Genomic DNA, 13943 nt, shown 5'->3' with positions numbered 1-13943 from the left:
TTTGAGAATATAATCTATCCACGAGACCGCGACATTGCAACTAAATTAAATCTTTGACTCAAATATATTTATGAGGTGAAGTTAAGCTAATAGAGGCTATGCTGGATTTTATAAAAATGTATATTTGAGAAGTTCCTATGAATATGCTTATGCAAAGTATCTTGATTTTTATAAAATTAAATGGGAATTTGAAATACAAGTATTTAATTTAGGATATAAACTTTATAAACCAGATTTTTTTATCTTAAATCCAAATAATTCAATAAAGAAAATAGTGGAAATAAAATCGAGAAATAAAAAAGCAATTGAACAGGCAAAAACTGACTTGAAAACTATTAGTGAACAGTATGGCTACGATGTTGATGTAATCTCATATAAAGAACTTTTAGAACTGTATAAACCCTTACCTTTTTCACTTAACTCAGTCATTACAGAATGGATTAACTCAGATCATACAACTATTAATAAAGCTGCATTTGGAGCTTTAAATGGACATTATCAGATGAAGCATAATGATTCTACTAAGAAGAAGATTGGTGCACATACCAAGTTGTTGTGGGAAACTGATAGTATCTCAAAACTGAAAATGATTGAAGGTTTGAAAAAAAGTGGTATGAAAAAAGGATTTATTAAAGTTCCAAGGGTTGAAAGAGAATGCTTACATTGTAACAAACCATTTATTACACTTGAAACATCAATACAAAAATATTGCAGTAGAACATGTTCAGGATCTGTAGCGATTAAATTAGCAACAGAAGCATCAATAAACAAGCAGTTATTATTGCATCAAGAAATTAAAAAGTATGTTATCGCCTGGACAATTAAAAATAATGAAATCGTTGAGAAAGCACCTTTTAATAAAATTAAGCCAACGATAGATCCACTACTAAGAGAAATTGAATTGAAATATGGGATTAAAGATTTAAGAATTATTTCTAAAGCTATTTTTGGAAAAGATTGCGGTAGAAAAGAGTTACTTAAGTTTATGAAGAGTATTTGCAATGAAAATGTATGCTGAACTTGCACGAATGACAAGTGTAAGAACCTTAGGATAAAAAGCCTAGGGGGTAACAAAATTTTGGAACAACCATTAGCACCATATTCCGTTTGTAACTTGGCTGCCGTTAACTTGGCGAAGTTTGCAAACAAAGAAACGAAAACAGTTGATTTTGATGCATTGCGCAAAACGGTCAAAGTTGGCGTACGTATGCAGGATAATGTTATCGATGCAACACCGTACTTCCTGGAAGAGAACAAAAAGCAGGCACTTGGTGAACGTCGAGTTGGGCTGGGTGTAATGGGCCTTGCTGATTTATTGATTTACTGTGAAAAAGAGTACGGTTCTGAAGAAGGTAATGCGCTAGTCGATGAAATCTTCAAGACAATTGCGGTTGCAGCGTATGAAGAGTCGGTTGAACTGGCTACAGAGCGCGGCAGCTTCCCATTCCTTGAAGGACAGACAGAAGCAGAAACAGCACGTTTGCGTGAAGCATTTATTAACACAGGCTTCATGAAAAAAATGCCACAGCATATTCGCGAAAATATTGTGGCAAATGGTATTCGTAATTCACATTTATTGACGGTGGCGCCAACTGGATCTACAGGTACAATGGTCGGAGTTGCAACAGGGCTTGAACCTTACTTCAGCTTCACTTACTACCGTTCAGGTCGTCTAGGGAAGTTTATTGAAGTAAAAGCTGAAATCGTAAAAGAATATTTAGATGCCAACCCGGGTGTGGATGAAAATAACTTACCGGACTGGTTCAAATCTTCAATGGAGCTTTCTGCGGAAGCCCATGCAGATGTTCAATGTATTATTCAAAACTGGATTGATTCATCTATTTCCAAAACAGTAAATGCGCCAAAAGGCTATGGAGTAGAGCAAGTGCAAAAAGTGTACGAGCGTCTATACCGCGGCGGTGCAAAAGGTGGTACGGTGTATGTTGACGGTTCCCGTGACACACAAGTATTAACATTAAAAGCTGAAGAGGCAAATTCAGATGAGCAATTGGAATTTGAAGAATTAAAACAATCAGAAGACCAAGTGAAGCGTCAAGTTGTGCTAGTGGATACAATTAAACCATTAACAGATACAGACGTGACAATCGGTTCGGAAGTTGGCAATACATGCCCGGTTTGCCGTCAAGGTACGGTAGAAGAAATGGGCGGGTGTAACACATGTACAAACTGTGGTGCACAGCTGAAATGCGGTTTATAAAATAAAAAAACGCAACTCATATAATATGGGTTGCGTTTTTGCTTTTCGGAAAAGTTGACGATCTTCCCTTTATTTAAAAATGCAGTCGTCCAGTAGCAGGATGTACTAATGGCCATGCACGAACGTCAATTTTTTTTGAAAAATGCAGGATCGGCTGATCACTTTCCACAATAATCCCTTGCTTGGACAGCGTTGTATTAAGGGTAATTTCGCCTTCTACTTTTTGTAAAATCCAAGGGTGGTGCAAAATATCACAGCGTACCGGGAGATCTGAAGCATTTAATGTGTAGAAGCAGTAACGCTCGGTCATCCATTCCTCAAAGGAGCCTTTTACCGCAATAAATGGTGCGGAAACGGGTTTATAGCTGCCCGCGAATACAATGTCTGATCGATTGCGCCTTTTGCTTTCAAACAGTACTGTATCACCAAAGTTTTTAATATCCATCTTTGCATAGTGATACGGTAAATGGAAAAATGTGCGGGCACCTTTTACAGCCGGCCAATTATCCGCATCCAAACTGAAAAAGTATACGCCGGGTTTTCCATCAATCGTCACATAGGTGCGCACATTTAGTTCCGGAAATGTAGCGGTACCGGGAATTGGCGGCAACCCTCGAAACCTCACACCTGACATACGAAAAGGGACAACCCCAACCCAGCACACACCTTCATAAGTATCTACTTCCAGCGATTCTGGAACTAACTTCCGTAAAACCTCGTATTTCACAGGATAATGGGCGAATAACAGATCGCTCCATGTTTGCTTCATTCCCCAAGGTAAATTTGGCAGCGGCCAAGGACGATGGCTGTCATCCCATTTGTTTTCTTGAATGTTTGGGAGTTCCTCCATAGCAAGTCACTTCTTTCACATCTATCGTATTTTATATAATTTCCTTCATTTTGGCTTAAAAACGTTCGCGGATTTGTTTTTTCCGCATCCATTGGGTAGCAACCCATTTTTCGCCATGTATTACTGGCTCACCAGAATGAAGGGTAAGTTCATTTAATTTTTGATCATTGTAGAAATATTCAAAGTAAACCGCTGTACCTTTCTTTGGTACATTTACAATACCTAGATTTGGAAACGTAGTAACGCCTCCTTCTTCCACATCATTTAAGTAGACTACTAACGTGCTAATGCGATTATTACTGCTCGAAGGGTGATTTGGACCAAAAAAATCAAAATGTGGTTTAAATTCCTGGCCCGGTTCATAATGTAAAACTTGTAGACCCTCAGCATGTTCGATTGGAAGGTGCATCAAGCTGCTAATCCGTTTTTCAATTTCGGAAATAAGCGGATTTTCATTTTCCTCAAAAAACATACCACTGCTCGTACGAATTGAACTTATCTCTTTTTTTGCTAATTTGGATCTTTCCAAACGCGAAGAAGCACAATCGATTAAATTCTGACATTCCTCATCACTTAAAACATTTAAAAACTTTACAATGAGCGGTTCTTCATGCAGAACTTCTGCTGTTATTGTTCGATTGTCAATTGAATAAACAGATTGAATAGGTAAAATGGAAACTTCTGTTGTCATATGTTATATCCTTCCGCAATGGCTTCTAAGTTAGTACAAAAACACTCTCACCCTTATATGATGAAAAGAATGTATTTCTACTCCGATACATATTATACCATTTAATTCAATTTAATGGTATTTAAGTAGCAGGAATATATTAAAAAAATTTTATGCCTGATCCCTAAGTTCTAGTATTTGTAAAAAAATAAATTAGCAGTTAAGAAGGATAAGAAAAAATTATTGATTTACATAAATAACCTAACATTTTATTTATGGCATATTTTAAGTAAGATAATGGAAGAAGAGAAAGAAATGGAGGAATGTAAATGATTGTTGGATTACATCATGCACAAATAACAATTCCACTAGGTACTGAGGAAGCAGGGAAAGAGTTTTACTGCAAAGTATTAGGTCTAAATGAAATTTCAAAACCTTCTGCACTACAAGGGCGAGGAGGCTTTTGGCTGCAAGTAGGGAATCAGGAAGTACATGTAGGGACAGAAGAAGGCTTTAATCGGCTAACAACTAAAGCACATCTTGCCTACGAAGTTGAAGATATTTCTTATTGGGAAAAAGTATTGATGGAACATGATATTGAGATCTTGGATTCAGTACCAATTCCTCATTATGAACGGTTTGAATTTAGAGACCCTTTCGGAAATAGAGTAGAGATGATCCAACCCATTTAATCGATTGCAATTTCACTCTTGTTTATCCGCATCACTTTTTGATAATAGTTCAATGATTTCGTTATTCTGAGTTCGTATATCTTTTAAAATCCTCTCAATTGCCAAAGCGGTAAAAGTAATGATGATTAGAAGTGCAAAGCTGAAAAAGCCCATTTAAAATCTCTCCATTCTGATTCATTTTGCATCTATTATACTAATATTGAAAAGAATAGTTAATTATTTCTAATAAGCTCCGCCTAATTAATGATGGTAAATTTATCGGAAATCGCGTATCATTGTAAGGTAGTTTTAAACTATCAGGTATATCCTGCAAATATATTGAATGATAGGTGAAAAAAATGAATTATCAAGTATTATTGTATTATCATTACACAACGATTGAAGATCCAGCTGCTTTTTCAGAAGAGCATTTAGCTGCTTGTAAGGAAATTGGTTTAAAAGGACGTATTTTAGTAGCCCATGAAGGGATTAACGGTACGGTGTCTGGTACGATTGAGCAAACACAAAGCTATATCGATATGATGGAAGCACATCCATTGTTTAAAGGGATTGTTTTCAAAATTGATCCAGCAGAAGGCCATGCGTTCAAAAAAATGCATGTACGTCCACGCCCGGAGCTTGTAAACTTAGGTCTGGAAGAAGATGTGAATCCGCATGAATTAACGGGCCGCTATTTATCACCGGAACAATTCCTGGAAGAAATGCAAGATGGAAACACAGTCGTACTAGATGTACGAAACACATATGAATATGATGTCGGTCACTTCCGTGGCGCAATTCGTCCAGAAGTAAAGAACTTCCGTGATACTCCGCAATGGGTACGTGACAACCGGGAATTATTTGAAGGTAAAAACGTTTTAACTTATTGTACAGGTGGAATTCGCTGTGAGAAATTCTCTGGTTGGATGAAGCGTGAAGGTTTTGGAGAGGTTGGTCAATTGCACGGAGGCGTTGCAACATACGGTAAAGACCCAGTTGCTAAAGGTCAGCTTTGGGATGGTCAAATGTACGTATTCGATGAGCGTCTGACAGTGCCGATTAACCAGGTGGAACATGTTATTGTAGGGCGTGATCACTTTGATGGGACACCATGTGAACGCTATATTAATTGTGCTAACCCTGAATGCAATGAGCAAATCATTGCATCAGAGGAAAACGAAGCGAAGCATTTAGGCGGTTGTACAATCGAATGTACAAAACATGAACGTAATCGCTATATCGTCCGTCATAACTTAACGGAAGAGCAAGTACAACAAGCGATTGAATTATTAGAAGCTGAAGCGACAGTATAATAAATTTTTTAATGCATCTCTTAATAGAGATGCATTTTTCTTTTTTGTAAACAAAACACCCTTTTGTAAATGCAATGTAAATAGATTTTTCTAAATATTCATCATAAATTGTCTGTTTTCTGTAATTCTTACATGATTCATTAAGCCTTTGAACATAATATTGACATATTTCATTTTCCTTCATTGATAATTATTTAAATCCTCATAAAAAATCCCTCTCATTTGTTAATAAATCTCATAAATATTTACAAATTAGCTGTTTTATTTTAAATTTTCTGATTTTACTGATTAATTTTACATAATAAAAAGACGTGTTCTTCATAATTTACATAAGGTTTACATGTTTAATACATGACATTAATTTTATGTATGTATTGTTAAAGCAGGTAGAAAACATTCATGTTGATGGAGGATTGAAGTATGTTGAAAAAAACATTTTACTTCATTGGGTTAACAATTCTAATGGTAGTATTAGCAGCTTGCAGTAATGAAGATTCTACGGAGTCCTCTTCAGGCGGCGGAGACTTAGTAACAATTTCAGGTTCTACATCTGTTGGACCTTTAGCAGAGAAATTAGCAGCAAAATATGAAGAAACAGAAGACGTTAAAATTGAAATAAATCAAATCGGTTCATCGGCAGGGATTACAAATGCAATTAATGATGTATCACAAATCGGGATGTCCTCGCGTGATCTGAAGCAGGAAGAAATCGACTCCGGTATTCAGGAGCTGGTCATTGCGTATGACGGGATTGTGGTTGTTACCCACCCATCAAATCCGGTTAAAGATTTAACGATGGAACAAGTGAAGCAAATCTTTACTGGCGAAATTACCAACTGGAAAGAAGTTGGCGGAAAAGATATGGAAATCGTAGTAGTATCACGTGAGGACGGATCTGGTTCGCGTGATGCCTTCCAGGAAATCGTCGGCTATGAATCTGGACAACTGATTCGCAATGCGATTGTTGCAAGCGGGAACGGAAATATTAAAACAACAGTTGCGATGAACAAACATGCTGTAGGATTCATCTCATTTGAGTATATTGATGAAACTGTTTCAGCGATGGACATTAATGGCGTTAAGGCAGAAGCAGGCAATGTATTGGATGGTAACTATAAATTATCTCGTCCATTCTTATTCGTTTATAAAGAGAGTGTACCGGAGGCGGCAACGAAGTTTATGGATTTCATTTTAACTGCAGAAGGACAAGAGATTGTGGAAGCCGCTGGAGCGATTCCATTAACGAAATAATAAGTGCTGGAGGATAAATTTGTGAACACACAAAACAGAAACGAAGTAGAACAGCAAATAAGTAAAGGCAATAAGCGAAAATACTTTTTAGAAAGCTTATCATCGAAAATATTTTTAGCATGTGCGCTTCTTTCAGTAGTGAGCTTACTACTAATTGTAGGATTCGTATTTTATAAAGGTGCAAACCCATTCGTAACTGGCGGTTATAGCTTCTTCGACTTCCTATTTGGCAGCGACTGGGTACCATCAGAAGATAAATTCGGTATTTTCCCGATGATCGTTGCGTCAATTTATGCAACGATCGGAGCACTTGTTATCGGGGTACCAATCGGATTATTAACAGCAATTTTCTTGGCGGAAATTGCTCCGAAATCAGTAGCCAAAATCGTATCACCGGCAATTCAGCTTTTGGCAGGTATTCCTTCAGTATTATACGGTGTATTCGGTTTAGCGATTATCGTTCCATTTTTACAGGATAATTTAGGATTAGCTCGTGGACAGAGTTTAATTGCTGTTATTTTAGTACTGGCAATTATGATGTTACCGACAATTGTAACAGTTGCTGAAACAGCGATTCGTGCAGTGCCGAAAACATATCGTGAAGGTTCACTTGCTCTAGGCGTTTCACAAATCGGGACAATCTTTAAAGTCGTTGTACCGGCTGCAAAGTCAGGTATTATGGCAGCGATCGTTCTTGGATTGGGCCGTGCATTAGGTGAAACGATGGCTGTAATTTTAGTAGCGGGGAACTCGCTGGTCATCCCGACGAGCCTGACAGACAGTGTACGTCCATTGACGACAAACATCGCGCTTGAAATGGGTTATGCAGCGGGAACACATCAGGAAATGCTGTTTGCAACAGGGATTGTATTATTCTCATTCATCTTAATATTAAACTTTGTATTAGCACGCATTACAGCGAAGGGAGCTCAGTAAAATGCGACAATTTAAAGACAATATGTATCGCGGCTTACTTTGGGGTTCCGCATTCGTATCAGTAGCCGTATTAGTTGTAATCGTTGGCTATATTTTTTATAAAGGTTTTTCTTATATCAGTTTTGATTTTATATTTGGTGATTATTCGCCAACAGGTGGCGGCGGAATATTCCCGATGATTGTCACAACGATTTTAACGATTGTCATTTCACTTTTAATCGCAACACCAATCGGAATCTTGGCTGCCGTTTATTTACACGAGTATGCAAAGCAAGGACGACTTGTACGTATTATTCGCTATGCGACAGAGAGTTTAACAGGGATTCCATCGATTATTTACGGTTTATTCGGTGCCGTATTCTTCGTAGTGATTTTAAAGCTAGGGATGTCCATTATCGCAGCATCATTAACATTAACGATTATCGTATTACCGGTTATTATTCGTACGACAGAAGAAGCTTTGAAAACAGTGCCGGCAACATATCGTGAAGGTTCACTGGCATTAGGAACAACAAAACTGCAAACGTTAATAAAAGTTATTTTGCCAAGTGCAATGCCTGGAATTTTATCAGGAATCATTTTATCAATCGGCCGTATTGTCGGTGAATCGGCAGCCATTTTCCTGACTGCAGGTACCGTGGCGGCAATGCCATCAAGTATTTTCTCATCTGCCCGTACATTAACGGTTCACTCCTATTTAGTAACACAGGAAGCAGGCGATATCGGACTTGCAGCGGCAATCGGAATTGTATTGATCGTCATTATTTTAGTATTGAATTTAACGGCAACATATATCTCGAAGAAATTAAACAAAGCGGACTATTAAAAGGAGCGAAACCTATATGACTATGACTATTTCGGAAGCATCAATTTTTAAAACAACAACGACTTCTACGGGCGCTTTACCAACAAAAATTAAAGTAAATGATTTAAACCTGTTCTATGGTGAAAAACAAGCGTTATTCAATGTAAATCTGGACATTAAAGAAAAAGAAGTAACGGCATTAATCGGTCCATCAGGCTGCGGTAAATCAACATTTTTACGTACATTAAACCGCATGAACGATCTGATCGATGGTGTACGCGTAATTGGAAACATTCATATTGATGGCGAAAATGTTTATGAATCAAGCGATGTCATCAAGCTCCGTACAAGAGTCGGCATGGTATTCCAAAAGTCAAATCTTTTCCCGATGAGCATCTATGACAATGTTGCCTATGGTCCACGTATGCAGGGGATTAAAAGCAAAAAGCTCCTAAATGAAATTGTTGAAGAATCTTTACGCGGTGCAGCGATTTGGGATGAAGTAAAAGACCGTCTGAAGTCATCGGCATTAGGTCTTTCCGGTGGTCAGCAACAGCGTATTTGTATCGCACGTGCGATCGCAATGAAACCGGACGTCATTTTAATGGATGAGCCGACTTCGGCACTTGACCCGATTTCCACATTAAAAGTAGAAGAACTCATTACACAAATGAAAAAAGACTATACAATTGTCATCGTAACGCACAACATGCAGCAAGCAGCGCGTATTAGCGATAAGACGGCATTCTTCTTAAATGGGGAAGTCATCGAATATGATGATACAAATGTTATTTTTTCCACACCAAAAGATGAGCGTACAGAAGATTACGTAACAGGACGATTCGGATAAAAGGGGGATTTTGGAATGATTCGCGAAAATTTCGAAAAGAATATGCTTGAACTGCAGGACAAAATGGGTGAAATGGTCGACATGACGGTTGTTGCAATGGAAAAGGCATTTAAAGCACTTCAAGAACAGGATATGGTGTTGGCACTGGATGTTATTGAAGAGGACAACTATATTGATGACCTGGAAAATGAAATTAATCAAATGGCAATTTGGCTGATGGCGAAAGAGCAGCCGGTAGCCCGCGACATGCGCCGAATTATCAGTGTTATTAAAATGTCTTCGGATATTGAACGTATTGCAGACTTTGCTGTAAATACAGCAAAAGCAACGATTCGTATTAGCAAAGAAGAAACGATTTTAGAAAAAACTTCATTAGTCGAAATGAAAAATGTAGCAATGGATATGCTGAAAAAATCAATGAAGGCATTTATCGATGCGGATATCGCATTAGCAAAAAAAGTTGGAGAGCTTGATGATATCGTAGATCGCAATAATCATGAAAACTATGCGCTTTTAACTGAGTATCTGAAAGAGTGCCCTCAAGAGATTGAGCAAACATTGCAATTGTTGTTCATTAACCGCTTTGTCGAACGTGCAGCAGACCATATAACTAATATGGCGGAGTCAACAGCTTACTTTATTAAAGGGCAGCTATTTGATTTGAATTAACTTCCTTCAACAGATTTTATGCTTAGGTGAAGCAGTAAGCACAGAGTGCATTTATATATAGATAGAGGTTAACATAATTTTTGGTCAATTTTCATCGGGTATTCAAATGCCTGCTGAAAGAAGTTAATGCCTCCGGTGGCTGTCATAGATTCGGTAAGAAATTTTTTGCGCGAACGCAAACCGAATCTGGACACAATTACGCCGAGGCGTAATTGATTAGAGAAGCGGGGAATCATTAATGACGAAAAAAATATTAGTCGTTGAAGATGACGAAAATTTAGTGAATTTACTGCATATTTATTTAGTAAAAGACGGCTATGAAGTCCAATGTGTACGATCGGGAAAAGAGGCACTGGCTGCTATTCAATCATTCGAACCGGATGCGATGCTGCTCGATTGGATGCTTCCGGATATGGAAGGAATTGAGATTTGCCGTCAAGTCCGCTTCGATCATGACTTTCCGATTATCATGATCAGTGCGCGTACGGATGAATTGGATATTGTACTGGCGCTTGAAATGGGGGCGACAGAATATATCCGAAAGCCGTTTGGATTCCGTGAAATGCTTACACGCTTAAGAATCCATTTAAAACGATACGAAAGGGAATTACAGCAGCAAGAGCGTATTTCCCAAATGTTGATCGGTCCGTTCCGTGTAGATTTAATTATGTTCAAAGTGTACAAAGATGAAGTGGAAATTCCTTTAACAAAACGTGAATTTAAACTGCTGCTTCATTTATTGGAGCAACCGGGCAGTATTAAATCACGTGAAGAGATTATTAATATACTGGACTTTACAAAAGGGGATCGTCGTACAGTAGATGTACATATTCGTAGGCTTCGCGAAAAAATTGAAGAACAGCCGAGCTCACCGAAGTGGATCAAAACAAAAAGCGGGTTAGGTTATTATTTCAACTTTCCTTCACAGGAAGTGACGTACAGTTCATAGGTAAAAAACATTTTGGAGCGATCGAAAGTTTCAAGATGTTTTTTTATGTTGGAAATTACATCATTTCTTTTACAAATGCAACAGCAACGGCTTATACTTAAAAAAGTAGATGGATGAGGAGGTCTGAATATGTCTGAACAAAATGAGAAAAAGAAATTAAGCCTGCAGGAACTAGTGAAGCAACAGCTGGAAGCAAAGAAAAACAATGCAGCTGGCAACAAAGGTAACTTAAAAGGTGATACATCAACGAAAAAGATGAAAAGTCAACAAACAAAGAAAACGAGCAATACCCGTCGTAAAATGGGCGTGTAATGGAGAGGGGAAGACCGAAGCAAACGAAAATTTGCTTCGGTTTTTTTTATTCAAAAATGTTCCGGATGATTATCTCGAATAAAAGACTCTTTATTTGAAGATATTTGAATTAAGTTGTATTATTAATTTGTAACAAAGAGCACATAATAACATACGTAATCATTTACAGATCATTATTTCGAAAGGGGCAATTTTAAATGGGTAAATTAGATGGGAAAGTAGCAATTATTACAGGTTCTGCACAAGGAATGGGAGCAATGCATGCTCGTAAATTCGTGGAAGAAGGCGCAAAAGTAGCGATTACAGATATAAATTTGGACGGTGCGAAACAACTGGCGGATGAATTAGGTGAAAATGCAATCGCGCTTAAATTGGATGTTTCAAGTGAAGACAACTGGATTGAAGTAGTCGCGAAAACAGAAGAAACTTTTGGTCCGATCAATGTTCTGATTAATAATGCCGGCATCGGTATTTTCAAACCATTGGAAGAACTCACAGTAAAAGATTTTGAACTGACATTTAAAATAGACGAGCTTGGGGTCTTCCTGGGAATGCAAAAAGTTCTCCCTTCAATGAAAAAGGCTGGTATTGGCTCAATTGTAAACATTTCGTCTGTTGATGGTTTAGTAAGTGCTCCTACAGCAATAGCTTACAGTGCTTCTAAACATGCCGTAACTGGTATGACAAAAGGTGCTGCAGCTGAGCTGGGGCAATATAATATTCGTGTGAATTCGGTTCACCCTGGTATTATAAAAACACCAATGGCCGATCAGCCAGACGTTGAAGAATATTTAAAACAACTAGAACAAGACATTCCATTAAGAAGAAGAGCAGAAGTAGTGGAAGTATCAAATTTAGTCGTATATCTTGCTTCTGATGATTCAAGCTATTCAACAGGTGCACAATTTGTTGTTGATGGTGGAATGATTTCAGATTTATAAGTAATAGAATGATTAGCCCTAACATGTAAATGTTGGGGGTTTTTTATATTATGATGTAAAAGTGATTCCAAATCATTCGTTAATCGTCTTTAAGAAGTAAGGAGGCTGATAGGTTGAGACGGGAAATTTTTGAAGCGCATTACGACGCTGTTTATAAATACATACGTTATTTAATAAATGATACGGATTTAACGCATGATTTGCTGCAGGAGACCTTTTACCGCTTTTATCAGAAAAATTATACTGAGCATGAACGGACTTATTTATTGAAAATTGCCCGAAACCTTGTTTATGACCATTATCGAAGGAAAAAAATTATTGGCTTTTTTCAATTGAAATCGGAGCCAGTTGCAGCGGGAGAATTGCCGGAAGCAGTAATCGAGCGAAATGTGGAATATGAAAAACTGTATGCCGCACTCCAGCAAATTAAATGGAATTACCGTGAAGTGATTGTACTGCGCTACATAGAAGAATATTCGGTAAAAGAAACAGCAATGATTTTGGCCTGCAGTGAAGTAAAGGTGAAAAATAATACGGCACGCGGCTTGAAGGCATTACGGGAACTGTTAGGAGGGGAAGACGATGTTTGAAAACGAAAAGTTAAATGATCTTAAAAAAATTTATGTCGATTCGGAAAAAAAGCAAGAGGACTTCAATAAAATTCAGCAGCGCCTCAACACTAAACCTTTTAACTGGAAAATCCCGGCAGTAATCATAGCGATTGCGTGCATCACGCTGTTTTTAGTCGGTACATTTCCACAAAAGCAGCAAATTACTTCTGATGATATGGATAGTAGTGCATTACAAGCGGTTTATTTTATGCAATGGGAAGGGAATCCAGAGTCCATCTTTCAAGCTGGTGTGAGAAAAGTGAAAAATGAAGAAACATTAAAAGAGATTGAAACAGCGCTGCAACAGTTTCAGCAAACTGATATTAAAATAGAAGACCCATATATTCAACAAAGCTACAGGCTAAGCTTTAAAGATGATCAGGTGATGCGTATACAGGAATACCCCGGAAGCGAAGTAACGTATTATCGTAATGTCGATACAGGGGAAATATATTTATTAAGTGAAAAATCATTGCAGGAAATTATCAATTTACATGAACCGGCCGATCGAACATTATCTTTAATTATTGGCATAGTATTCCTGACGTTGGCAATGATTGCGACGAGTAAGGTGAAAAAAAAGATGCGTGACCCGGATGATCCGAAACGTTACATTCCGATGCATTCTACCTATTGGCAAAGCGTCGTGGAAATTATGACATTATTAATCCTGATCTTACTTATTTCTGCATCACAATTACATCTGTTTGTGCTCATCTCGTTTTTGTTGCTGACAGCACTTATTAATATTCTATTAGAAGTAAAGAACGGCAAAAATAAATGGCGCATATTCCAGTTTGTATTGGTGAAAGTATATGCAGGTGTTTATATTTATATATTTTTATGGCCCTTAATTTAAGTACATCGAAGTTATGGATACCAATTTTAGATTGTTTA

General features: G+C 37.7%; 15 protein-coding genes and 1 pseudogene. 14 read left to right on the top strand and 2 right to left on the bottom strand.

Annotated elements, in window-relative coordinates; genetic code table 11:
• The first annotated feature begins 124 nt into the window (after positions 1-124).
• On the top strand, positions 125-1018 hold the full coding sequence (locus MKY07_RS12000; protein WP_339262366.1) for a restriction endonuclease: 894 nt from the start codon (positions 125-127) through the stop codon (positions 1016-1018).
• Between the two features lie 63 nt (positions 1019-1081).
• A pseudogene (locus MKY07_RS11995) lies at positions 1082-2218 on the top strand (hypothetical protein); the annotation flags it as partial.
• Positions 2219-2291: 73 nt separating this feature from the next.
• On the opposite strand, the gene MKY07_RS11990 reads toward MKY07_RS11995, so the two are convergent.
• Positions 2292-3068 carry a DUF2071 domain-containing protein gene (locus MKY07_RS11990; protein WP_339262364.1) on the bottom strand — a complete coding sequence of 259 codons (777 nt, stop codon included), beginning with the start codon at positions 3066-3068 and terminating at the stop codon, positions 2292-2294.
• A 55-nt stretch (positions 3069-3123) separates the two neighbouring features.
• Positions 3124-3759, bottom strand: coding sequence for a 2OG-Fe(II) oxygenase (locus MKY07_RS11985; RefSeq protein WP_339262362.1), 636 nt, complete (start codon positions 3757-3759; stop codon positions 3124-3126).
• 308 nt (positions 3760-4067) lie between these two features.
• Here MKY07_RS11985 and MKY07_RS11980 point away from each other — a divergent pair, with 308 nt between their 5' ends.
• From MKY07_RS11980 to MKY07_RS11925, 12 genes are all read left to right on the top strand, one after another.
• Entirely contained in the window at positions 4068-4430 is a 363-nt protein-coding gene (locus tag MKY07_RS11980; RefSeq protein ID WP_339262361.1) for a VOC family protein, read from the top strand.
• A gap of 338 nt (positions 4431-4768) precedes the next feature.
• The gene (locus MKY07_RS11975; protein WP_339262359.1) at positions 4769-5722 is read left to right on the top strand and encodes a rhodanese-related sulfurtransferase; all 954 of its coding nucleotides are present in this window, start codon (positions 4769-4771) and stop codon (positions 5720-5722) included.
• 420 nt (positions 5723-6142) lie between these two features.
• Positions 6143-6973, top strand: a complete 831-nt coding sequence (locus tag MKY07_RS11970) for a phosphate ABC transporter substrate-binding protein (RefSeq protein WP_008404325.1) — start codon at positions 6143-6145, stop codon at positions 6971-6973.
• 21 nt (positions 6974-6994) lie between these two features.
• Positions 6995-7909 carry a phosphate ABC transporter permease subunit PstC gene (gene pstC / locus MKY07_RS11965; RefSeq protein ID WP_008404324.1) on the top strand — a complete coding sequence of 305 codons (915 nt, stop codon included), beginning with the start codon at positions 6995-6997 and terminating at the stop codon, positions 7907-7909.
• Between the two features lies 1 nt (position 7910).
• Positions 7911-8735, top strand: coding sequence for a phosphate ABC transporter permease PstA (gene pstA / locus MKY07_RS11960; RefSeq protein WP_008404323.1), 825 nt, complete (start codon positions 7911-7913; stop codon positions 8733-8735).
• Positions 8736-8751: 16 nt separating this feature from the next.
• Entirely contained in the window at positions 8752-9564 is an 813-nt protein-coding gene (gene pstB / locus MKY07_RS11955; RefSeq protein WP_008404320.1) for a phosphate ABC transporter ATP-binding protein PstB, read from the top strand.
• Between the two features lie 15 nt (positions 9565-9579).
• On the top strand, positions 9580-10233 hold the full coding sequence (gene phoU / locus MKY07_RS11950) for a phosphate signaling complex protein PhoU (protein WP_008404318.1): 654 nt from the start codon (positions 9580-9582) through the stop codon (positions 10231-10233).
• Positions 10234-10471: 238 nt separating this feature from the next.
• Entirely contained in the window at positions 10472-11182 is a 711-nt protein-coding gene (locus MKY07_RS11945; RefSeq protein WP_008404316.1) for a response regulator transcription factor, read from the top strand.
• Positions 11183-11311: 129 nt separating this feature from the next.
• Positions 11312-11494, top strand: coding sequence for a hypothetical protein (locus MKY07_RS11940; RefSeq protein ID WP_008404313.1), 183 nt, complete (start codon positions 11312-11314; stop codon positions 11492-11494).
• Between the two features lie 197 nt (positions 11495-11691).
• Positions 11692-12435, top strand: coding sequence for a glucose 1-dehydrogenase (locus MKY07_RS11935; RefSeq protein WP_339262355.1), 744 nt, complete (start codon positions 11692-11694; stop codon positions 12433-12435).
• Between the two features lie 113 nt (positions 12436-12548).
• Complete coding sequence (locus MKY07_RS11930; protein ID WP_339262353.1) at positions 12549-13025, top strand: sigma-70 family RNA polymerase sigma factor; 477 nt, start codon at positions 12549-12551, stop codon at positions 13023-13025.
• Entirely contained in the window at positions 13018-13905 is an 888-nt protein-coding gene (locus MKY07_RS11925; protein WP_339262351.1) for a signal recognition particle, read from the top strand. Before MKY07_RS11930 ends, MKY07_RS11925 begins: the two co-directional genes overlap by 8 nt.
• The last annotated feature ends 38 nt before the right edge of the window (positions 13906-13943 follow it).

The organism is Solibacillus sp. FSL W7-1472, assembly GCF_037969775.1.
Lineage (GTDB): Bacteria > Bacillota > Bacilli > Bacillales_A > Planococcaceae > Solibacillus > Solibacillus silvestris.
Note: the sequence above shows the minus strand (reverse complement) of the source record. Positions and strands in the feature narration are given on the sequence as shown.